The organism is Pseudomonas sp. B14-6, from assembly GCF_013260315.1.
Lineage (GTDB): Bacteria > Pseudomonadota > Gammaproteobacteria > Pseudomonadales > Pseudomonadaceae > Aquipseudomonas > Aquipseudomonas mandelii.
Window position 1 is genome coordinate 4,934,717 of the sequence record NZ_CP053929.1, and the last position, 22,576, is coordinate 4,957,292.

19 protein-coding genes and 2 pseudogenes are annotated in these 22,576 nt (G+C 60.5%); 18 read left to right on the forward strand and 3 right to left on the reverse strand.

The window, feature by feature from the left end:
• The first annotated feature begins 2 nt into the window (after positions 1 to 2).
• Positions 3 to 604, forward strand: a pseudogene (locus HP062_RS22610) (DUF924 family protein).
• A 116-nt stretch (positions 605 to 720) separates the two neighbouring features.
• Here the strand turns inward: HP062_RS22610 and HP062_RS31545 are convergent.
• Both HP062_RS31545 and HP062_RS31550 read right to left on the reverse strand, forming a co-directional pair.
• On the reverse strand, positions 721 to 1,485 hold the full coding sequence (locus HP062_RS31545; RefSeq protein WP_370655188.1) for a methyl-accepting chemotaxis protein: 765 nt from the start codon (positions 1,483 to 1,485) through the stop codon (positions 721 to 723).
• A gap of 141 nt (positions 1,486 to 1,626) precedes the next feature.
• Positions 1,627 to 2,613 (reverse strand): annotated as a pseudogene (locus HP062_RS31550) (cache domain-containing protein); the annotation flags it as partial.
• A gap of 285 nt (positions 2,614 to 2,898) precedes the next feature.
• On the opposite strand from HP062_RS31550, the gene HP062_RS22620 reads away from it, so the two are divergent.
• Both HP062_RS22620 and HP062_RS22625 read left to right on the forward strand, forming a co-directional pair.
• The gene (locus tag HP062_RS22620) at positions 2,899 to 3,153 is read left to right on the forward strand and encodes a hypothetical protein (RefSeq protein ID WP_010464535.1); all 255 of its coding nucleotides are present in this window, start codon (positions 2,899 to 2,901) and stop codon (positions 3,151 to 3,153) included.
• A gap of 31 nt (positions 3,154 to 3,184) precedes the next feature.
• A complete protein-coding gene (locus HP062_RS22625; protein ID WP_010464533.1) occupies positions 3,185 to 3,754 on the forward strand; it encodes a lipocalin family protein in 570 nt (189 codons plus the stop codon).
• 119 nt (positions 3,755 to 3,873) lie between these two features.
• Here the strand turns inward: HP062_RS22625 and HP062_RS22630 are convergent, their stop codons facing one another.
• Positions 3,874 to 5,238, reverse strand: a complete 1,365-nt coding sequence (locus HP062_RS22630; RefSeq protein ID WP_172792054.1) for a formimidoylglutamate deiminase — start codon at positions 5,236 to 5,238, stop codon at positions 3,874 to 3,876.
• Positions 5,239 to 5,384: 146 nt separating this feature from the next.
• Here HP062_RS22630 and hutC point away from each other — a divergent pair, with 146 nt between their 5' ends.
• From hutC to dtd, 15 genes are all read left to right on the forward strand, one after another.
• Complete coding sequence (gene hutC / locus HP062_RS22635; RefSeq protein WP_154505298.1) at positions 5,385 to 6,095, forward strand: histidine utilization repressor; 711 nt, start codon at positions 5,385 to 5,387, stop codon at positions 6,093 to 6,095.
• A complete protein-coding gene (locus HP062_RS22640) occupies positions 6,092 to 6,661 on the forward strand; it encodes a HutD family protein (RefSeq protein WP_145309868.1) in 570 nt (189 codons plus the stop codon). The genes hutC and HP062_RS22640 overlap by 4 nt, the downstream gene beginning before the upstream one ends.
• Positions 6,662 to 7,057: 396 nt before the next feature.
• Positions 7,058 to 8,746, forward strand: coding sequence for a urocanate hydratase (gene hutU, locus HP062_RS22645; RefSeq protein ID WP_010464525.1), 1,689 nt, complete (start codon positions 7,058 to 7,060; stop codon positions 8,744 to 8,746).
• Between the two features lie 111 nt (positions 8,747 to 8,857).
• Complete coding sequence (locus HP062_RS22650; protein WP_172792055.1) at positions 8,858 to 10,330, forward strand: cytosine permease; 1,473 nt, start codon at positions 8,858 to 8,860, stop codon at positions 10,328 to 10,330.
• Positions 10,331 to 10,399: 69 nt separating this feature from the next.
• Entirely contained in the window at positions 10,400 to 11,368 is a 969-nt protein-coding gene (locus tag HP062_RS22655; protein WP_010464521.1) for an ABC transporter substrate-binding protein, read from the forward strand.
• 70 nt (positions 11,369 to 11,438) lie between these two features.
• The gene (locus tag HP062_RS22660; protein ID WP_010464518.1) at positions 11,439 to 12,290 is read left to right on the forward strand and encodes a proline/glycine betaine ABC transporter permease; all 852 of its coding nucleotides are present in this window, start codon (positions 11,439 to 11,441) and stop codon (positions 12,288 to 12,290) included.
• Complete coding sequence (locus HP062_RS22665; RefSeq protein ID WP_010464516.1) at positions 12,287 to 13,117, forward strand: glycine betaine/L-proline ABC transporter ATP-binding protein; 831 nt, start codon at positions 12,287 to 12,289, stop codon at positions 13,115 to 13,117. Before HP062_RS22660 ends, HP062_RS22665 begins: the two co-directional genes overlap by 4 nt.
• Before the next feature lie 167 nt (positions 13,118 to 13,284).
• Complete coding sequence (gene hutH, locus HP062_RS22670; protein WP_169857534.1) at positions 13,285 to 14,808, forward strand: histidine ammonia-lyase; 1,524 nt, start codon at positions 13,285 to 13,287, stop codon at positions 14,806 to 14,808.
• 119 nt (positions 14,809 to 14,927) lie between these two features.
• The gene (gene hutH, locus HP062_RS22675; RefSeq protein ID WP_010464511.1) at positions 14,928 to 16,460 is read left to right on the forward strand and encodes a histidine ammonia-lyase; all 1,533 of its coding nucleotides are present in this window, start codon (positions 14,928 to 14,930) and stop codon (positions 16,458 to 16,460) included.
• A 132-nt stretch (positions 16,461 to 16,592) separates the two neighbouring features.
• Positions 16,593 to 17,798: an imidazolonepropionase gene (gene hutI, locus HP062_RS22680; RefSeq protein WP_172792056.1), complete on the forward strand. Its 1,206-nt coding sequence runs from the start codon at positions 16,593 to 16,595 to the stop codon at positions 17,796 to 17,798.
• A 10-nt stretch (positions 17,799 to 17,808) separates the two neighbouring features.
• Positions 17,809 to 18,612 carry an N-formylglutamate deformylase gene (gene hutG / locus HP062_RS22685; protein ID WP_010464507.1) on the forward strand — a complete coding sequence of 268 codons (804 nt, stop codon included), beginning with the start codon at positions 17,809 to 17,811 and terminating at the stop codon, positions 18,610 to 18,612.
• A 311-nt stretch (positions 18,613 to 18,923) separates the two neighbouring features.
• On the forward strand, positions 18,924 to 19,880 hold the full coding sequence (locus tag HP062_RS22690) for a choline ABC transporter substrate-binding protein (RefSeq protein WP_077747605.1): 957 nt from the start codon (positions 18,924 to 18,926) through the stop codon (positions 19,878 to 19,880).
• Positions 19,881 to 20,017: 137 nt separating this feature from the next.
• Positions 20,018 to 20,935 carry an alpha/beta hydrolase gene (locus HP062_RS22695; RefSeq protein ID WP_172792057.1) on the forward strand — a complete coding sequence of 306 codons (918 nt, stop codon included), beginning with the start codon at positions 20,018 to 20,020 and terminating at the stop codon, positions 20,933 to 20,935.
• 104 nt (positions 20,936 to 21,039) lie between these two features.
• Positions 21,040 to 22,011: a prolyl aminopeptidase gene (pip, locus tag HP062_RS22700; protein WP_010464501.1), complete on the forward strand. Its 972-nt coding sequence runs from the start codon at positions 21,040 to 21,042 to the stop codon at positions 22,009 to 22,011.
• Entirely contained in the window at positions 22,008 to 22,445 is a 438-nt protein-coding gene (gene dtd / locus HP062_RS22705; RefSeq protein WP_010464499.1) for a D-aminoacyl-tRNA deacylase, read from the forward strand. Before pip ends, dtd begins: the two co-directional genes overlap by 4 nt.
• The last annotated feature ends 131 nt before the right edge of the window (positions 22,446 to 22,576 follow it).

Here is a 22,576-nt window from a genome sequence, read left to right on the forward strand (position 1 = left end):
CCATGACCGCGCCCTGGCAGCCGTTGCTCGAGTGGTGGTTCGGAACCTTCGAATCCCCCAAGACATAGCGGCTGACAAGGGCAAGTTATGGTTCGGCAAGCGCGACAGCCAGGACCTCGAAGCGCAGACGCGTTTCGGGGACTGGGTCGAGCAGGCACTGGCCGGCGGATTGACTGAATGGGCGCAACGCCCCGAAGGTTGGCTGGCCTTGGTGCTGCTGCTCGATCAGCTCCCGCGAATGATCTTTCGCGACACCCCCAAATCCTTTTCAGGCGATCTCAGGGCTCAGGCACTGGTGGCGCAAGGAATTGCTGCGGATTTCGATCGGCAGTTGCGGCCGATTCAACGGGTGTTTATCTACCTGGTGTTTGAACATTGCGAGAATCTGGCGGTGCAGAACGAGGCGGTTTCGCGGTACATCGATCTGGTTGCGCAACAGCCTGAGAGTGATCGGGCACTGTTTATCGACTATCTGAACTATGCCGAGAAGCATCAGCAGGTGATTGCGCGGTTTGGGCGGTTTCCGCACAGGAATGCGGTGTTGGGAAGGGAGTCTACGGCTGAAGAGCTGGCGTTTCTTTCCGGGCCCGGTTCTCGCTTTTAGTTTTCTGCTGTAGCTGATGCCGCCATCGCCAGCAGGCTGGCTCCCACATTGGGTTTGTGTCGTTCACAATCCCCTGTGGGAGCCAGCCTGCTGGCGATGGGGCCAGTGAAAGCCGCTTAAATCCGGAAGCTGCCCACCAACTGCTTCAACCGTGCCGCCTGCTGCTCAAGGTCCGCACATGCACGCAATGTCGACTGCAAGTTCTCCACCCCTTCCTGGTTCAAGGTATTGATCTCGGTAATGTCGACATTGATCGACTCCACCACAGCGGTCTGCTCTTCAGTCGCGGTCGCCACGGACTGGTTCATCCCGTCGATCTCCCCAATACGCTGGGTCACGCTGCCCAGACGCTCACCGGCCTGGTTGGCGATGCCGACGCTGCTTTCGCTCTGGCGCTGGCTGTCGGTCATGGTGCTCACCGCTTCCCGGGCGCCGACTTGCAGTTCCTCGATCATCTTTTGCACTTGCTGCGCCGAATCCTGAGTGCGATGGGCGAGGTTGCGCACTTCGTCCGCAACCACGGCAAAACCACGTCCGGCTTCACCGGCGCGGGCAGCTTCGATGGCGGCGTTCAATGCCAGCAAATTGGTCTGCTGCGAGATGCTGGTGATCACTTCCAGGATCTGCCCGATGTTCACCGTGTTGCTGTTGAGCGTTTCGATGTTGCCGCACGAATCGCTGATCTTCGCCGAGAGCTGCTGCATCGCCGCGATGGTTTTATCCACCACTTGCTGACCTTCTTCGGCCAACGCGCGGGCATCGCTCGAATGCTGGGAGGCGAGGGCGGCGTTCTGGGCGATTTCCTGGGCGGCAGCGCCCAGTTCGTTGATCGCTGCAGCCACGCTGCTGGTGCGCGAGGCTTGCTGATCGGAATTGAACATTGACGAATTCGACGCGGCAACCACACGCAAGGCAACTTCGTTGACCTGGCCGGTGGCCGAGGACACTTCGCGGATCGAGGTGTGAATACGTTCCACGAAGCGGTTGAACGAGGTGCCCAAGGCACCGAATTCATCGTGGCCGTGGATGGTCAGGCGTTTGGTCAGGTCACCTTCGCCTTCGGCGATGTCATGCATGGCGCGGCCCATGGTCAGCAGCGGCTGCATCAGAAAGCTGATCAACATGCCCAACAACGCGATGATGATGACTACGGCGATGACCATGGCAATGATCGCCGAGGTACGGAATTCGCTGAGCATCGAGAACGCGGTGTCCTGGTCCAGCACCAGCGCCACGTACCAGTCGGCCGAGGGCACACCGTTGACGTGGGTAAAGGAAATGAACTGGGTCTTGCCGTCGAGCTCGACTTCTTTCATGCCCGGGCTGACTTTTGGTGCGCCGTTCGGGTAGGCCTCGGCGAGGCTCTTGAGCACCAGTTTGCTGTCCGGGTGGATCAGGATCTTGCCGTCGGCGCTGACGATGAACGCGTGGCCGTGACCGCCGAAGTTCAGCGAGTTGATGATTGCGCTGACGCTCGACAGGTCGATGTCCGCACCGGCAACGCCGATCATCTGGCTCTGATGCTGCACCGGCGTGGCCACGGTGATCACCAGTTTGCCGGACGAGGCGGCGATGTACGGTTCGGTGACGATGGTCTGTTGCGCGCTGTTGGCCGCCTTGTACCAGCCACGTGCGCGAGGATCGTAGTCTGCCGCACGATTGCCCGCCGGGATCGAGAACATCACGCCGTCAGTGCCACCGAAGTAGCTCAGCTGGAAGTTGCCGGTGTAGGCCGGCAAGTCGATGGCGCGTTTGAGGCTGGCGGGTGTGCTGCCGTCCACTGTGATCTGCTGGGACAACGATTGCAGCAACTGGATGCGGCTTTCCAGCCAGGTCTGGATGTTGCGGGTGGTCAGGCTGCCGAGTTCCTGCATCGAGGATTCGGTACTGCTGCGCAAGGTCTGGCGCTGACGGTAGTCGTTGAACAGGATGAAGCAGGCAAACGCAACAGCGACCACGAGGGCGGCTGCCAGCAGGATCTTGTGGCTGAATTTCATGTTTCTGGTCATTAAGTGCACTACCGCGGAGGGGCTGGTCAGCGAGGGGGCGTCAATTTGCCACAGTCGAGGGCTTTGCGCTGCTTCTATGTCGACTGGCCAGCGCCAAAGATTAGGCGTGTTTTTGCGAAAACCGATGAAATACTCAGCGGCGCAGGAAAGTTGCTGATTTTTCGAAAAAAGGCAGACGAGCGGCCCGATAAATAGCCGGGCGGTCGGGGAACCAGATGGGGGTTTTCTCTTCTAAGCTTCTGCTTGGCAGCCATGCCATTCCCCCCTCGCACCAGGAGCTACACCATGTCGCTGCGTTCTATCGCCCTGCTCTCGTTCTGCGTGTTGTTGGCCGCATGCAGCAAGGTCAATCAGGAAAACTATTCGAAACTGTCGGCCGGCATGCCCAAGGCAGAGGTTGAAGCCTTGTTGGGTAAAGCCACTGATTGCTCGGGCGCGCTCGGCATGTCCAGTTGCACCTGGGGTGACAAGAACAGCTTTATCAGCGTGCAGTACGCCGGTGACAAAGTACTGATGTTTTCCGGCCAAGGCCTGAAGTAATCCGGGGCTACGCGCCCACGGGAGAAAAACAATGAAGCGGTTATTGATACTCCTTTTTGCCGGCCTGGTATTGGCCGGCTGCGCCACTTCTGGCACAGATCCGTTGGCGCCGAAAACCGTCAACAGCGTCAATCTCAAGAAATACCAGGGCACCTGGTACGAGTTGGCCCGCCTGCCGATGTATTTCCAACGCAACTGCGCACAATCCGAAGCCCATTACACGCTCAATCCTGACGGCAAGGTGCAGGTGCTGAACCGCTGCCTGACGGCGGACTGGCAATGGGAAGAGGCCAAGGGCACGGCTTATCCACAAGTGCCGGGCAAGACCGACAAGTTGTGGGTCGAGTTCGATACCTGGTTCTCGCGCTTGCTGCCAGGTGTGGCGAAGGGGGAATACTGGGTGCTTTACGTCAGCGACGATTACAAGACCGCCATCGTCGGTGACCCGAGCCGCAAGTACCTGTGGCTGCTGTCGCGCACGCCGACGGTCAACGGTGTAGTGCGTGAAGAACTGCTGAGCAAGGCGCGTCAGCAAGGCTACGACACTACGCGGCTGATCTGGCGCGCGTCGGATACGCAGATGGCCAAGACCTCGAACTGACGGCTAGTAAAGAACAAATGTGGGAGCGAGCCTGCTCGCGATAGCGGAGTATCAGTCAACACTTCTGTTGAATTTGATCGCCCTGTCGCGAGCAGGCTCGCTCCCACATTTCGTTTGTGTCAGCCCAGGAGGTCGCGCAGGACTTGGGTAAACGCCCGATTGCTTTCTTCTTCTGCTGCATGACGCCCGCCACGCACCACCCACTGGCCATTGACCAGCACATCGCGTACCTGGCGATCGCCGCCGGCAAACAACCAACGATTGAGAATCCCGTCACCGCTGGCCGTTGCCAGGTACGGATCGTTGCCGTCCAGCACCAGCCAATCCGCACGTTTACCAACTTCCAGTGCACCGATCGGCTGCCCGAGCGCCTGAGCGCCGCCATCCAGCGCAGCGTCATATAGCGTGCGGCCAACCATCGGCTGATCCGCGCCATACAGCCGATTACGCCGCTGATCGCGCAGGCGCTGGCCGTATTCCAGCCAACGCAACTCTTCCACAACGCTCAATGACACATGGCTGTCGGACCCGATACCCATGCGTCCACCCTGCGCGAGGAAATCCACCGCCGGAAAAATCCCGTCGCCGAGGTTGGCTTCGGTGGTCAGGCACAGACCGGCGATGGCGCGACTCTTGGCCATCAACGTGACTTCTTCCGGATTGGCATGGGTCGCGTGGACCAGGCACCAGCGCTGGTCGACCTCGGTGTTTTCGTACAGCCATTGCAGAGGACGACGACCGCTCCAACTCAGGCAGTCATCGACTTCCTTCTGCTGTTCAGCGATATGAATGTGCACTGGGCACTGCTTGTCGCTGGCCGCCAGCACTTCGCTGATCTGTTGCGGCGTTACCGCGCGCAACGAGTGGAAACACAAGCCCAGCGACTGCGCCGGTTGCTGCGCCAGGATCGGCTGCAAACGCGACTGAAGCGTGAGGTAGTTCTCGGTGCTGTTGATGAAGCGGCGCTGACCGTCGTTCGGCGCCTGGCCGCCGAAACCGGAATGGCTGTAAAGCACCGGAAGCAAGGTCAGACCGATACCGGCGGAACTGGCCGCCTGGCTGATGCGCAGCGCCAGTTCGGCCGGATCAGCGTAAGGCTGGCCGTTGGTGTCGTGATGCACATAATGAAATTCCGCGACCGAGGTGTAACCGGCCTTGAGCATTTCGATGTACAGCTGACGGGCGATGACGCCGAGTTGATCCGGGCTGATTTTTCCGACGAGGCGATACATCAAGTCGCGCCAGGTCCAGAAACTGTCATTCGGATTGCCCGCCACTTCCGCCAGCCCGGCCATGGCCCGCTGGAAGGCGTGGGAATGCAGATTCGGCATCCCCGGCAGCAGCGGACCGCTCAGCCGTTCGGCGCCATCTGCGTTGGAATCGGCCTGGATATGGGTCAAAACGCCCTCGGCGCTGACCTCAAGACGTACATTGTTGGCCCATCCACTAGGCAGCAGCGCGCGTTCGGCAAAGAAGGCGGACATGGTTCAGAACCCCATCGTGTGTTATTTGTATATACATATACAGACGTTTGCCTGCTCGGTAAACTCCGGCAAGCTAGCGACTTCTAACAGACGACCAAGGATTAACCGTGCCGACTCCGCCCCCAGTGTCACCGTTGGCCGCGAACATGGGCGACAGTCCGGCGCCCTTGTACGCCCGCGTCAAACAGATGATCACCCAGCAAATCGACAGTGGAAACTGGCCGCCGCACTACCGCGTTCCGTCGGAAAGCGAGCTGGTCAGCCAACTCGGTTTCAGCCGCATGACCATCAACCGCGCCCTGCGCGAGATGACCGCCGACGGTCTGCTGGTGCGCATGCAAGGTGTCGGCACGTTCGTCGCCGAGCCGAAAAGCCAGTCCGCGCTGTTTGAAGTGCACAACATCGCCGACGAAATCGCCTCCCGTGGCCATCGCCATACCTGCAAGGTGATCACCCTCGAAGAAGAGGCCGCCGGTTCCGAGCGCGCTTTGGCGCTGGACATGCGCGAAGGCCAGCGGGTTTTCCATTCGCTGATCGTGCATTTCGAAAACGACATTCCGGTGCAAATCGAAGACCGTTTCGTCAACGCGCTGGTGGCGCCGGACTACCTCAAGCAGGACTTCACCCTGCAAACGCCTTACGCCTACCTGAACCAGGTCGCGCCGCTGACCGAAGGCGAGCACGTGGTCGAGGCGATTCTGGCCGAGGCCTCAGAGTGCAAATTGCTGCAGATTGAAAAGGGCGAGCCGTGCCTGCTGATTCGTCGCCGCACCTGGTCCGGCCGCCAGCCGGTAACCGCCGCCCGTTTGATTCACCCTGGTTCCCGTCATCGTCTGGAAGGTCGGTTTCATAAATGAATGCAACGAAGGTTCTACGCGCAAAAGATTACCCGCGAATGCCGTGGAAAAACGGCGGTGGCAGCACCGAAGAAATCACCCGCGATGCGGGGACCGGGCTTGACGGCTTCGGCTGGCGCCTGTCGATTGCCGATATCGGCGAGTCCGGCGGATTCTCGACGTTCGCCGGCTATGAGCGGGTGATCACCGTGTTGCAAGGCGACGGTATGACCTTGCGGGTTGACGGCCAGGACACGCCTCCATTGTTACCGTTGGAGCCTTTTGCGTTCAGCGGCGAAAGCCACGTGACCTGCACCTTGCTGGGCGGGCCGATTCGCGACTTCAACCTGATTTATGCGCCCCAGCGTTACTACGCGCGGTTGCAGTGGCTGGCCGGTGAGCAGCAGTTTTTCAGCTCGGCTGGCACCGTGCTCATATTTAGTGTCACTGACGAGCTTGTCGTGAAGGTCGGCAACAGCGCCTCGCAACTCGGTCGCCATGATTGCCTGCAACTCGGTGGTAACACCGGCCTGCTGGAAGTTTCCAGTAACGGCCCGTGCTGTGTGATCGAGCTGACTGCACGCTGATCCAATACCACCACTGATCGTTCCCACGCAGAGCTTGGGAGCGATCAACTGATTCGAAACTGCGCACCACTTTGTTACCGAACGCCCCAGCGTGGCGCAAAACCATGCCCAAGTAACAGCAGTCACCCCCCTCGCAAAATCCCCCGAAAAATTTCATCGTTGCCAGAACCCTTGATCCAGGCGCTTTCCAGCCCGTTTAAAACTTTTCTTGAACGCCCCTCCAACAAGTTGGCCGCTTGATTGCATATGCTTGTATGTACAAGTAAAGACGTATGCGTATGAGTCGACCGAGACTCCTCGCAACGTCCACTGATTCGCTTGTGGCGCAACAGTGCGCACAGGCTGGCTGACCCACCGCCAGGGTTGGTTTGGATTGATCGCTGAGGAGTCTTTTTCGTGACTGACAATACCCAGAAACCTACTAAATACCGTGATGTTGAAATCCGTGCCGCCCGCGGTAACAAGCTGACCGCCAAGAGCTGGCTGACCGAAGCACCGCTGCGCATGCTGATGAACAACCTCGACCCGGAAGTTGCCGAGAACCCTAAAGAACTGGTGGTTTACGGTGGTATCGGTCGTGCGGCGCGTAACTGGGAATGCTACGACAAGATCGTCGAAAGCCTGACCAACCTGAATGACGACGAGACCCTGCTGGTGCAATCCGGCAAGCCGGTCGGCGTGTTCAAGACACACACCAATGCTCCGCGCGTGCTGATCGCCAACTCCAACCTGGTGCCACACTGGGCGAGCTGGGAGCACTTCAACGAACTCGACGCCAAAGGCCTGGCCATGTACGGCCAGATGACCGCCGGCAGCTGGATCTACATCGGCAGCCAGGGCATCGTCCAGGGCACTTACGAAACCTTCGTCGAAGCCGGTCGCCAACATTACAACGATGACCTGAAAGGTCGTTGGGTCCTGACCGCAGGCCTCGGCGGCATGGGTGGCGCTCAGCCTCTGGCTGCAACCCTGGCCGGTGCTTGCTCGCTGAACATCGAATGCCAGCAGGTGAGCATCGATTTCCGCCTGAACAGCCGCTATGTCGATGAACAAGCCACCGACCTCGACGACGCGCTGGCCCGCATCGCCAAGTACACCAAGGAAGGCAAGGCGATTTCCATCGCGCTGCTGGGTAACGCGGCAGAAATCCTGCCGGAACTGGTCAAGCGCGGCGTGCGCCCGGACATGGTCACCGACCAGACCAGCGCCCACGACCCGCTCAACGGTTACCTGCCGGCCGGCTGGACCTGGGAAGAGTACCGCGCTCGCGCCAAGACCGAGCCTGCTGCCGTGGTCAAAGCCGCCAAGCAATCGATGGCCGTGCACGTTAAAGCGATGCTCGAATTCCAGAAAATGGGTATTCCGACCTTCGACTACGGCAACAACATCCGTCAGATGGCGCAAGAAGAAGGCGTCGAGAACGCATTCGACTTCCCGGGTTTTGTACCGGCTTACATCCGTCCGCTGTTCTGCCGCGGCATCGGTCCATTCCGTTGGGCTGCACTGTCGGGTAACGCTGAAGACATCTACAAGACCGACGCCAAGGTCAAAGAACTGATCCCGGACGACGCCCACCTGCACAACTGGCTGGACATGGCCCGCGAGCGCATCAGCTTCCAGGGTCTGCCGGCCCGAATCTGCTGGGTTGGCCTGGGCCAGCGCGCCAAGCTGGGTCTGGCGTTCAACGAAATGGTGCGCAGCGGCGAGTTGTCCGCGCCGATCGTGATCGGTCGCGACCACCTGGACTCCGGTTCGGTCGCCAGCCCGAACCGCGAAACCGAATCGATGCAGGATGGCTCCGACGCCGTGTCCGACTGGCCACTGCTCAACGCCTTGCTCAACACTGCGAGCGGCGCGACCTGGGTTTCCCTGCACCACGGCGGCGGCGTCGGAATGGGCTTCTCCCAGCATTCGGGCATGGTGATTGTCTGCGACGGTACTGACGAAGCGGCCGAGCGTATCGCTCGCGTCCTGCACAACGACCCGGCCACCGGTGTCATGCGTCACGCCGATGCCGGTTACCAGATCGCGATCGACTGCGCCAAGGAACAAGGGTTGAACCTGCCAATGATTACCGGCAAATAAAACAGGCTTTGGCCTGATGCAAAACCTGTAGGAGCGAGCGATGCGGCGCCCCGCATCGCTCGCTCCTACAGGGATCACCAACACCGACAAACAATCCACAGAGGTTGAACAATGGCTGTTAATGACGATCGTGCAGGCAGTAAACCGTTGATCGAGACACGTTCGATCGACTACATCCCGGAAGCGGAAAGACACGGTCGTCTGTTAAGCCAGTTCACCCTGTGGATGGGTGCCAACCTGCAGATCACCGCGATTGTCACCGGGGCGCTCGCCGTGGTGCTGGGCGGTGATGTGTTCTGGTCGCTGATCGGTCTGCTGATCGGTCAACTGCTGGGCGGTGGCGTGATGGCGTTGCATGCAGCGCAAGGGCCAAAACTTGGCCTGCCGCAGATGATCTCCAGCCGCGTACAGTTCGGCGTTTATGGTGCGGCCATCCCAATCGTGCTGGTCTGCCTGATGTACCTGGGCTTCACCGCAACGGGAACCGTGCTTTCCGGCCAGGCGCTGGGCCAGTTGTTTGGCGTCAGCGACAGCGTCGGTATCCTCATCTTCGCCAGCGTCATCGTGCTGGTCACGGTACTCGGTTATCGGGTGATCCATTTCATCGGCCGTGTCGCCAGCGTCATCGGCGTGATTGCCTTTGTTTATCTGTTCAGCCGTCTGATGAGCCAGACTGATGTGGGTGCACTCCTGCAAATCCGCCACTTCAGCTGGAGCAGCTTCCTGCTTGCGGTGTCCCTCGCGGCATCCTGGCAGATCGCCTTCGGTCCTTACGTGGCTGACTACTCGCGCTACCTGCCGAGCAAGACTTCCTCGGTGAAAACCTTTTTCGCCGCTGGCGCGGGTTCGGTGATTGGTGCACAGGTGGCGATGATCCTCGGCGTGTTTGCCGCCGCTTCGGCCAACGGACAATTCGCCGGCCACGAAGTGGCCTATATCGTGGGTCTGGGCGGCACCGGTGCCACCGCTGCGCTGCTGTATTTCAGTATCGCGTTCGGCAAGGTCACCATCTCCACGCTGAACTCCTACGGCAGCTTCATGTGCATTGCGACCATCTTCAGCGGTTTCCGTGGTCACCTGCAGGTATCGCGCTTGCAACGTCTGGTGTTCGTGCTGTTCATCGTCGGTACCGCCACCCTGATCGCGTTGCTAGGTCAGCACTCGTTCCTCGGTGCGTTCAAGTCCTTCATCCTGTTCCTGCTGGCGTTCTTTACGCCATGGAGTGCGATCAACCTGGTGGACTACTACTGCATCACTCGCGAGCGTTATGACGTGCCGGCGCTGGCCGATCCGAAGGGTCGCTATGGCCGTTGGAACCCACTCGGCATCAGCATCTATGTCTTCGGTGTGCTGGTACAACTGCCGTTCATCGCCACCAAGTTCTATACCGGTCCGCTGGTGGAAGCCCTGGGTGGTGTGGATATTTCCTGGATCATCGGTCTGGTGCTTCCCGCAGCCCTGTACTACGTCTGTGCGAAAAAATGGCACGGCTCGGTACCCGATCACCTGATTCTGCCGGTTGAGCAGGACAGCGTTGTACAACAAAAAACAAGTGGGGCTGGTCGCGCTGCGGCGCAGGCCTGATTGGACGTGGACAGGGCTGGATGCCTCTTGACTGCCGTAAGCCAATTCATGATTAGGAGCGTCACTACAATGAAATCGAACAAGACCCTGCTGACCACATTGCTGTCCATGGGCCTGCTCGCCAGCGCCGGCGCCACTCAGGCTGCCGGTTGGTGCGAGTCGGGCAAACCGGTGAAGTTCGCCGGCCTGAACTGGGAAAGCGGCATGCTGCTGACCGACGTGATGCAAATCGTGTTGGAGAAGGGCTACGACTGTAAGACCGACAGCCTGCCGGGCAACTCCATCACCATGGAAAACGCCCTGAGCAGCAACGACATTCAAGTGTTCGCCGAAGAGTGGGTTGGCCGCAGCGAAGTCTGGAACAAGGCCGAGAAGGCCGGCAAGGTTGTCGGTGTCGGTGCTCCGGTCGTTGGCGCAATCGAAGGCTGGTACGTGCCGCGCTACGTGATCGAAGGCGACGCCAAGCGCAAGCTGGAGCCCAAGGCCCCGGACCTGAAAGCAATCGCCGACCTGGGTAAATACGCCGCCGTGTTCAAGGACCAGGAAGAGCCTTCCAAGGGCCGTTTCTACAACTGCCCGGCCGGCTGGACCTGTGAACTCGACAACAGCGAAATGCTGAAAAGCTACGGCCTGGAAAGCACCTACACCAACTTCCGTCCGGGCACCGGCCCGGCGCTGGATGCCGCGGTGCTGTCGAGCTACAAGCGTGGAGAGCCGATCCTGTTCTACTACTGGTCGCCCACCCCGCTGATGGGCCAGGTTGACCTGGTCAAACTTGAAGAGAAACCAGGCGTGAACAAGGAAGTGACCATCAAGGTCGGCCTGTCCAAGACGTTCCACGAGCAAGCCCCGGAACTGGTGGCGGTGCTGGAAAAGGTCAACCTGCCGATCGACCTGCTCAACCAGAACCTCGGGCGCATGGCCAAAGAGCGGATCGAGTCGCCAAAACTGGCCAAGATCTTCTTGAAGGAACATCCTGAAGTCTGGCACGCATGGGTAAGCGAAGACGCAGCCAAGAAAATCGACGCGGCCTTGTAGGTTGGGCCTCTCCGACTGTCGGCAACGGCAGTCGGGTGCTTGATCGCAACCCCTTGATTGAGAGTCTCTTATGTTTCCCGAAAGCTTTACCTTTTCCATCGCCGACTGGGTCAACGGTTGGGTCGATTCGCTGGTCACCAACTACGGCGATGTGTTCCGGCATATCTCCGACACCCTGTTGTGGGCCATCGTCAATCTTGAAGGGTTGCTGCGTGCGGCGCCCTGGTGGCTGATGCTGGCCATCGTGGCGGGCGTTGCCTGGCACGCGACTCGTAAAGTGGTGACCACGGCAGTCATCGTCGGCCTGCTGTTCCTGGTGGGTGCGGTCGGCCTCTGGGACAAGCTAATGCAGACCCTGGCGCTGATGATGGTGGCCACGGTCATTTCGGTGCTGATCGGCATCCCGCTGGGCATTCTCTCGGCACGCAGTAATCGCCTGCGTTCGGTGCTGATGCCTTTGCTGGACATCATGCAGACCATGCCGAGTTTCGTGTACCTGATCCCGGTGCTGATGCTGTTCGGCCTGGGCAAGGTGCCGGCGATTTTCGCTACCGTGATCTACGCCGCGCCACCGCTGATCCGCCTGACCGACCTGGGCATCCGCCAGGTGGACGGTGAAGTGATGGAAGCGATCAACGCCTTCGGTGCCAACCGCTGGCAGCAACTGTTTGGCGTGCAACTGCCGCTGGCCCTGCCGAGCATCATGGCCGGGATCAACCAGACCACCATGATGGCCCTGTCGATGGTGGTGATTGCCTCGATGATTGGCGCCCGTGGCTTGGGTGAAGACGTGTTGGTGGGGATTCAGACCCTCAACGTCGGACGTGGCCTGGAAGCCGGTCTGGCGATCGTGATTCTGGCAGTGGTCATCGACCGCATTACTCAGGCGTATGGTCGGCCACGGCATGAGGTGAGCAAATGAACGACGCAACCGTGAGCAAAATCGAAGTCAAAAACGTCTTCAAGATTTTCGGCAACCGCTCCAAGGACGCGCTGGGCATGATTGGCCAGGGCAAAACCAAGGATCAGGTGCTGGCCGAAACCGGCTGCGTGGTCGGCGTGAACGACTTGTCGTTGAGCATCGGCACCGGCGAGATCTTCGTGATCATGGGCCTGTCGGGTTCCGGCAAATCGACCCTGGTGCGCCACTTCAACCGCCTGATCGACCCCACCAGCGGCGCGATCCTGGTGGACGGCGTGGACATCCTGCAATACGACATGGAAGCCCTGCGCGAATTTCGCCGGCACAAGATCAGCATGGTGTTCCAGAGCTTCGGCCTGCTGCCGCACAAGACCGTGATCGACAATGTCGCCTACGGCCTGAAAGTGCGTGGCGAGAGCAAGCAAATGTGCTCCGAGCGTGCGCTGCACTGGATCAATACCGTGGGCCTGAAAGGCTACGAAAACAAATACCCGCACCAGCTCTCGGGCGGCATGCGTCAGCGTGTGGGCCTGGCCCGCGCCCTGGCGGCAGACACCGACATCATCCTGATGGACGAGGCCTTCAGTGCGCTTGATCCGTTGATCCGCGCTGAGATGCAGGACCAGTTGCTGGAACTGCAAAAGACCCTGCACAAGACCATCGTCTTTATCACCCACGACCTCGATGAGGCCGTGCGCATAGGTAACCGCATCGCGATCCTCAAGGACGGCCGCCTGATCCAGGTGGGCACGCCGAGAGAGATCCTGCATTCGCCGGCGGATGAGTATGTGGACCGGTTCGTCCAGCGTCGGGCGGCGGTGGTTTAAAGGTTTGCGGCGGTTGTGCTGACCCCTTCGCGGGCAAGCCTCGCTCCTACAGGTTTTGAGTCGTTCCTGCATTGGACGGCAAACCTGAATCCTGTAGGAGCGAGGCTTGCCCGCGAAGAGGCCGGTAGAGCTGCAACAATATTCAGGTTTTACGCAAGAGGTCAAAGATGTCCCAGGCTGAAAAAATCGTTATCGCCGACGCCCCGTTGCGTTGGCAGGATGTGGTTGCCGTCGCCCGTCATGGCGCTCAGCTTGAGCTGTCGGCCCAGGCCTGGGCGCGGATCGAGAATGCCCAGGCGATCGTTCAGCGCATCGTCGCCAGTGGCGAGCGAGCGTATGGCGTCAACACGGGCCTGGGTGCGTTGTGCAACGTCTCGCTCAAAGACGAACAACTGAGCCAACTGTCGCGCAACACCTTGCTCAGCCACGCTTGTGGCGTCGGCGCTCCGCTGGCCGACGAGCAGACCCGTGCAATTCTCTGCGCAGCGATCCTGAATTACAGCCATGGCAAATCCGGCATTCATCGCCGGGTGGTCGAAGCCCTCCTGGCGCTGCTCAATCGCGGCATCACCCCGCAAGTGCCGTCCCAGGGTTCGGTCGGTTACCTGACCCACATGGCCCATATCAGCATCGCGCTGTTGGGCGTCGGTAATGTGAGTTATCGCGGGCAGATCGTTTCCGCCCAGCAAGCCCTGGCCGAAGAAGGTCTGCAACCGGTTCAGTTGGGTGCCAAAGATGGCTTGTGCCTGGTCAACGGCACGCCGTGCATGTCCGGCCTCAGCTGTCTGGCGATTGCCGATGCGACGCGCCTGGTGCAATGGGCCGACGTGATCGGCGCCATGAGCTTCGAAGCCCAGCGTGGCCAGATCGCGGCGTTCGATGCCGAGATCATCGCGCTCAAACCGCATCCGGGCATGCAGCAGGTCGGCATCAATCTGCGAGCGTTGCTGGATGGCAGTGAAGTGATTGCATCGAGCAAAGGCATTCGCACGCAGGATGCGCTGAGCATCCGTTCAATCCCGCAAGTCCACGGTGCTGCACGGGATCAACTGACGCACGCGATCCGCCAGATCGAAACCGAACTCAACGGCTGTACCGACAACCCGTTGCTGCTGGGTACGCCAGACAACTTCCGTGTCATGTCCCAAGCCAACCCGCATGGCCAATCGGTCGCGCTGGCGGCGGATTTGCTGGCCATCGCCATGGCCGAAATCGGCTCCATCGCCGAGCGTCGCCTGGACCGCTTGATCAACCCGCACGTCAGCGGCCTGCCAGCGTTTTTGGTGGCCAACCCCGGGGTGAACTCCGGGATGATGATTGTCCAGTACGTCGCCGCCTCGCTGTGCGCGGAAAATCGCCAATTGGCGCAACCGGCCGTGCTCGACAACTACGTCACCTCGGGCTTGCAGGAAGACCACTTGAGCATGGGCACCAACGCGGCGCTGAAGCTGCATCGTGCCTTGGAAAACTGCACGCAGATCCTCGCCATCGAGTACCTGCTGGCGGCCCAGGCGTTTGAATTTCTCAAGGAACAGCGTTTTGGCGCAGGCACCGATGCCGCTTGGCGTCTGCTGCGTGAACGCGTCCCGGCCTACGACCAGGACCGCTGGCTGGCGCCGGACATCGCCGCCGCTGCCGGCGTGTTGAAAGATCCGATTTTGCTGCACAAGGCTTTACCGAACCTCAACTGATTCCTACATCAAACCAGCGTGCCAAGGCGCCAGCCCCCACGAGGCGGGAAGCGACGGACAACGGACATTTCCGGAGCGTCTGGTTAGTTAACAAAAAGACTCTCAAAAGGAGAATAAAAGTGACTGCGCTAAATTTGATTCCCGGCCAACTGAGCCTTGCCCAACTGCGTGATATCTATCAGCAGCCGGTCAAAATCACCCTCGACAACAGTGCATCAAAGCAGATCGAAGCCAGCGTTGCCTGCGTGGAACAGATCCTCGCCGAGAACCGCACCGCCTACGGCATCAACACCGGTTTTGGCCTGCTGGCTTCGACCCGCATCGCCAGCGAAGACCTGGAAAACCTGCAGCGCTCGCTGGTGCTGTCCCATGCCGCCGGTGTCGGCGAGCCGATCAGCGACGCGCTGGTGCGGTTGGTCATGGTGCTCAAGGTCAACAGCCTGAGCCGTGGTTTCTCCGGCATTCGCCGCGTCGTGATTGACGCGTTGATCGCGCTGATCAACGCCGAGGTTTACCCGCACATTCCATTGAAAGGTTCAGTCGGTGCGTCCGGCGATTTGGCGCCTTTGGCGCACATGTCCCTGGTGTTGCTGGGTGAAGGCAAGGCCCGCTACAAAGGCGAGTGGATGGAAGCGACTGAAGCACTGAAAGTCGCCGGCCTGACGCCGTTGACCCTGGCGGCGAAAGAAGGCCTGGCGCTGCTCAACGGCACTCAGGTGTCGACCGCTTATGCGCTGCGCGGTCTGTTCGAAGGCGAAGATCTGTTCGCCGGTGCCGTGGCGATTGGTGCCCTGACGGTCGAAGCCGTGCTGGGTTCGCGTTCGCCGTTCGACGCCCGCATCCACGCCGCCCGTGGCCAGAAAGGCCAGATCGACGCCGCTGCCGCCTACCGTGATCTGCTGGGCGAGCGCAGTGAAGTATCCGACTCGCATCAGAACTGCGAAAAGGTCCAGGACCCGTACTCCCTGCGCTGCCAGCCGCAAGTCATGGGCGCCTGCCTGACTCAGTTCCGTCAGGCGGCCGAAGTGCTGGCCGTCGAAGCCAACGCCGTTTCCGATAACCCTCTGGTCTTCGCCGCTGAAGGCGATGTGATCTCCGGTGGTAACTTCCACGCCGAACCGGTGGCCATGGCCGCTGACAACATGGCCCTGGCCATCGCTGAAATCGGTTCCCTGAGCGAACGTCGCATCTCGCTGATGATGGACAAGCACATGTCGCAACTGCCGCCGTTCCTGGTGGCCAATGGCGGGGTGAACTCCGGTTTCATGATCGCCCAGGTGACTGCGGCGGCACTGGCTAGCGAGAACAAGGCGTTGTCCCATCCGCATTCGGTGGACAGCCTGCCGACTTCCGCGAACCAGGAAGATCACGTATCGATGGCACCGGCTGCCGGCAAGCGCTTGTGGGAAATGGCTGAAAACACGCGCGGTGTGTTGGCGGTGGAATGGTTGGCGGCGGTTCAGGGGCTGGATTTGCGTGAAGGTCTGAAGACTTCGGCGAAGCTGGAAAACGCCCGTGGGATTCTGCGTAAAGAAGTGCCGTTCTATGAGAAGGATCGCTTCTTTGCGCCGGACATCAATGCGGCGACTGAACTGTTGGCCACGCGTTGCCTGAATGAACTGGTGTCGGCCAGGCTTTTGCCGAGCCTTTAACCCCCACCCACCGATCGTTCCCACGCTCTGCGTGGGAATGCAGCCCGTGACGCTCCGCGTCACCGGACGCAGAGCGTCCCTAGAGGCATTCCCACGTGGAGCGTGGGAACGATCAAAGACGAGGAACTCGGGATGAAAACTCTCTGGCAACACTGCCACGTCGCAACCATGGCGCAAGGCGTCTACTCGATCATCGAGGATGCGGCCATCGTGACGTCCGGTGCGCACATTGAGTGGGTCGGCCCGCGCAGTGAACTGCCGTCGGGCGAGTACCCCGCCGTCAACGATTTGAAAGGGGCCTGGGTCACCCCGGGCCTGATCGACTGCCACACCCACACGGTGTTCGGCGGTAACCGCAGCGGTGAATTCGAACAGCGCCTGAAAGGTGTCAGCTACGCGGAAATTGCAGCAGCCGGTGGCGGCATCGCCAGCACCGTGCGCGCCACCCGTGCAGCGACCGAAGATGAGCTGTTCGCCAGCGCCGCCAAGCGTCTGAAAAGCCTGATGCGCGACGGCGTGACCACGGTCGAAATGAAATCCGGCTACGGCCTCGACCTGGCCAGTGAACGCAAGATCCTGCGAGTCATCCGTCGTCTCGGCGCCGAACTGCCGGTCAGCGTGCGCAGCACGTGCCTGGCCGCTCATGCGTTGCCACCGGAATATGCGGATCGCGCCGACGACTACATCGATCACATCTGCGCTGAAATGCTCCCGGCCCTGGCCGCCGAAGGGCTGGTGGATGCTGTGGACGCGTTCTGCGAATACCTGGCCTTTTCGCCGACACAGGTCGAGCGGGTGTTCATCACCGCACAAGAACTGGGTCTGCCGGTGAAGCTGCACGCCGAGCAATTGTCGTCGCTGCACGGTTCGAGCCTGGCGGCGCGTTACCACGCTCTGTCGGCCGATCACCTGGAATTCATGACCGAAGACGACGCCATCGCCATGGCCAGATCCGGCACCGTCGCGGTGCTGCTACCCGGTGCGTTTTACTTCCTGCGTGAAACCCAGTTGCCACCGATGGATGCCCTGCGCAAACACGGCGTGAAAATCGCCATCGCCAGCGACCTCAACCCCGGCACGTCACCGGCACTGTCGTTGCGCTTGATGCTGAACATGGCCTGCACCTGTTTCCGCATGACCCCGGAAGAAGCCTTGGCGGGCGCGACCATTCATGCCGCCACCGCGCTGGGCATGGCTGATACTCACGGTTCGCTGGAAGCCGGCAAGGTCGCGGATTTCGTCGCCTGGCAAATCGATCGTCCCGCCGATCTGTCGTACTGGCTGGGCGGTGACCTGGAAAAACGCGTCGTGCGTCACGGCGTCGAAACGAGCGTTTAGGAGAGCAGTTGTGGATAAGGTTCTGAACTTCAAACAAGGCCGCGTGCCGCTGCTGATCAGCATGCCCCACGCCGGCCTGCGCCTGACTCCGGCGGTGGAAGCCGGGTTGATCCCCGATGCGCGCAGCCTGCCGGACACGGACTGGCACATTCCCCAACTTTATGAGTTCGCTGCCGAACTGGGCGCCAGTACATTGGCTGCCGAGTACTCGCGCTTCGTCATCGACTTGAACCGTCCGTCTGACGACAAGCCGCTGTATGTCGGCGCCACCACCGGTCTGTATCCGGCGACGCTGTTCGACGGTATTCCGTTGTTCCGTGAAGGGATGGAACCGTCGGCGGCGGAACGAGCGACGTATCTGGAGCAGGTGTGGACGCCGTATCACACCACCCTGCAGAACGAACTGGCGCGACTCAAAGCCGAGTTCGGCTACGCGCTGCTGTTCGATGCGCATTCGATCCGCTCGATCATCCCGCACCTGTTCGACGGCAAGCTGCCGGACTTCAACCTCGGCACCTTCAACGGCGCCAGTTGCGATCCACAGTTGGCTACTCAGCTGGAAGCGATCTGCGCCAGGCACACCGATTACAGCCACGTGCTGAACGGTCGCTTCAAGGGCGGCCACATCACCCGGCATTACGGCAACCCGGCCGAAAACATTCATGCGGTGCAACTGGAGCTAGGGCAGTGCACGTACATGGAAGAGTTTGAGCCGTTTCGCTATCGCCCGGACCTGGCGGCGCCGACGCAGGTTGTGCTCAAGGAATTGCTGCAAGGTCTGCTGGCCTGGGGCCAAAAGCACTACAACGCATAACCCTGTGGGAGCGCGCTTTTGTGGCGAGGGCGCTTGCTCCCGCTCGGCGGCGAAGCCGTCGTAAACCCGGCGAGTCGGGTGTATCTGATAACACTCGGTTGAATGGGTTGGGTACTGCTTCGCAACTCAGCGGGAGCAAGCTCCCTCGCCACAGGGTGGGGTTGGTCTCGCTACCTGAGCGGAACGGTCGCCACCGTGCAAATCTCGGTCGCTACAGTTCGCTTTTACCCTCTCGACGCTGCGTAATGTGCTGGTCACGGTGCAAGAAGACACCGGCCCTCACAATAATCTGCCGCACGAGAACGCTCTCTATGACAAGCACCAAAGGTTTGTTCACCCGCTGTCTCTCAATCCTCTGCGGCACCGCTCTTCTGAGCACTAGCGTCCTGGCCAGTGACGACGCGTCCTGCAAGGCCGTGCGCATGGGCGTGGTCAACTGGACCGACGTGATCGCCACCAGCGGCATGGCTGACGTATTGCTCAACGGCCTCGGCTACGAAAGCAAGCAAACCAGCGCCGTGCAGCAAATCATCTTTGCCGGCATCCGCGACAAACGCCTCGATATCTTCCTCGGTTACTGGAAACCGGCGATGGACAAGAACATCGCGCCGTTCCTCGATGCCAAACAAGTGAAGGTCCTGGATAAGCCGAGCCTGGCCGACGCGCAGGCAACGCTCGCGGTGCCTCAGTACGTTGCGGACGCCGGGCTGAAAACCTTCGCTGACATCGCCAAGTTCAAAGACAAGCTCGGCGGCAAGATCTATGGCATCGAGCCCGGCAGTGGCGCCAACACCACGATCAAAACCATGATCGAGACCAATCACTTCGGCTTGAAAGACTTCAAGCTGATCGAGTCCGGTGAGGCCGGCATGCTCGCGGCCGTTCAGCGGGCGGTGAACCGTAAGGAGTTCGTGGTGTTCGTCGGTTGGACCCCGCACCCCATGAACATCAACATGAAAATCGCCTACCTGACCGGCAGCGAAGACGTTTATGGCCCCAACGAAGGCGCAGCGACGGTCTCGACTGTGACGTCCCCGGACTATGCCGAACGTTGCCCGAACGTGAACCGTTTGCTGGAGAACCTGACTTTCACCGCCGCTCAGGAAAGCCAGTTGATGGTGCCGATCATGGAGCGCAAGACGCCTCAGGACGTTGCCCGGCAATGGCTGCGTGATCATCCCGAAGACCTTCAGCGCTGGCTGGCCGGTGTGACCAGCTTTGAGGGCAAGGAGGGCGCGGCGACCGTTTTGGCCAGCTTGAAGCCCTAAACGCAAAACCTGTGGGAGCGAGCCTGTTCGCGAAGACGGAGTGTCAGTCGACATCAATGTTGACTGACACTCCGCTTTCGCGAGCGGGGCTCGCTCTCACAGGGGTTGGCCCCATCTCCTGAACGGGCACCAGACCCATGAAGCCTTACCCGATTTCTGAACAAATGTCGGCATTCGTCGAGAAAACCGTCAGCTTCAACAGCACCGACAGCAGCCTCGACGGTTTGCGCCAGGCCTACAGCGCGATGTGCCGGGCGTTCACTCCGCCACGTCCCGCCGGGCTCTACGTGGTCGATTTCGAGTTGGCCGGCGTGTCGGTGCGGTCTTATCAGCCGCCGGTTTCACCTCCGACCGGCGTTGGACCGTGCATCGTGTATCTGCATGGCGGTGGTTGGGTGGTAGGGGATCTGGAATCCCACGATTTCATCTGCGCCGAACTGGCGTCGACACTCGGCGCACTGGTGATCGCGGTCGATTACCGATTGGCGCCGGAACATCCTTTTCCGGCGGCGTTCAATGATTGCCTGGGTGTCTGGCGCGCGCTGCGAAGCGGACCTTTTCGGCTTGATCCCGGACGAACGCTGGTGGCGGGGGACAGTGCCGGTGGCAATCTGGCTGCTGCGTTGTGTCTGGCGCTGCGGGATGCGGGCGAGCCGGTCCCGGCGGCGCAGGTTTTGATCTATCCGGGGCTGGGCGGTGATCGCTCGTTGCCGTCGCGTAGCGAATGCATCGACGCGCCATTGCTCGCCAGCAGTGATGTGGATTGTTATCACGCCCTGTACTTGCGCGGCACCCGACAGCCGGGCGCCTATGCGATGCCGTTGCTCGCCGGACACTTCGGCGGGCTGCCGCCGGCATTGATTGCCGTGGCGCAATTCGATCCGCTGCGCGATGACGGCGTGCTCTATGCCGAGCATCTCCAGGCCGCGGGTGTGCCCACCACGCTTTACTATGGAGAAGGGCTGGTTCATGGCTGTTTGCGAGCCCGGGGCCAGGTTGCCGAGGTCGACTTGCTGTATGAAACGCTGCTCGGGTTTTTGGCTGACAGGTTATGACGCTGCAAGGGGCATGCTCATTGGCGTAATTCGGGTTTATGATGCCGGACGGCAGAATAATAGAAGTCCCCCAGGGATGACCTCGACCCCTTACGGAGCGCGCAATGCAGACTTTGTACCCGCAGATCAAACCCCACGCCCGGCACGATCTGGCCGTCGATGAAACTCACACCCTGTATGTCGACGAAAGCGGTTCACCGGAAGGTTTGCCGGTGGTGTTCATCCACGGCGGCCCCGGTGCCGGGTGTGATGCCCAGAGTCGACGGTACTTTGATCCGAACATGTACCGCATCGTGACCTTCGACCAGCGCGGTTGCGGGCGCTCCACGCCCCACGCCAGTCTTGAAAACAACACCACCTGGGATCTGGTCGCCGACCTTGAGCGCATTCGCAAACACCTGGGCATCGAAAAATGGGTGCTGTTTGGCGGCTCTTGGGGCTCGACCCTGGCGCTGGCCTACGCGCAAACCCACCCGGAGCGTGTACACGGTCTGATCCTGCGCGGGATTTTTCTCTGCCGTCCGCAGGAAATCGAGTGGTTCTACCAGTGTGGCGCCAGCCGTCTGTTCCCCGATTACTGGCAGGACTATGTCGCGCCGATTCCATTGGATGAGCGCGGCGACTTGCTCAGCGCTTTCCACAAGCGCCTGACCGGCAACGATCAGATCGCCCAGATGCATGCGGCCAAGGCCTGGTCCACCTGGGAAGGCCGGACCGCGACCTTGCGTCCGAATCCGCTGGTAGTCGATCGCTTCTCCGAGCCGCAGCGCGCATTGTCCATCGCACGTATCGAATGTCACTACTTCACCAACAATGCCTTCCTCGAGCCGAACCAGCTGATTCGCGACATGGGCAAGATCGCCCATTTGCCTGGCGTGATCGTCCACGGTCGTTATGACGTGATCTGCCCACTGGACAACGCCTGGGAACTGCATCAGGCCTGGCCGAACAGTGAACTCCAGGTGATCCGCGACGCCGGCCACGCCGCCTCCGAGCCGGGCATCACCGATGCACTGGTGCGTGCCGCCGGGCAGATGGCTCGCCGCTTGCTCGACCTGCCGCCCGAAGAAGCATGAAAGGCCTGCTGCAACGCGTGCATGGCGCGCGAGTCGAGGTAGCGGGGGAGGTGGTGGGGGCGGTCGATCAGGGATTATTGGTGCTGGTGGCGGTAGAGCCCGAGGATACTCGTGCCAGCGCCGACAAACTTCTGCATAAACTGCTTAACTATCGAGTATTCAGTGACGCCGAGGGCAAGATGAACCTGTCTTTGGCGGATGTAGGCGGCGGGTTGCTGCTGGTCTCGCAGTTCACCCTGGCCGCAGACACCAAGAGCGGGTTGCGCCCGAGTTTTTCGACCGCTGCCCCTCCAGCCCTGGGCGAGGAGCTTTTCGACTATTTATTAAGCAAAGCGAAACAGGTGCATGGCACTGTGGCATCAGGTAGATTCGGCGCGGATATGCAGGTGCACCTGGTCAACGATGGCCCGGTCACCTTCCTGTTACAGACGTGAAAGCACTTGAAACATGTTTTTCAGGGCTTTTCGACTGAAAACAGGGGTTTTTCGCGATAAATACTTTGTTACCCCTGATGCGTTGTAACGCGGCCTACTAGATAATCGCGCGCTACGGGGATCAGCGTTCG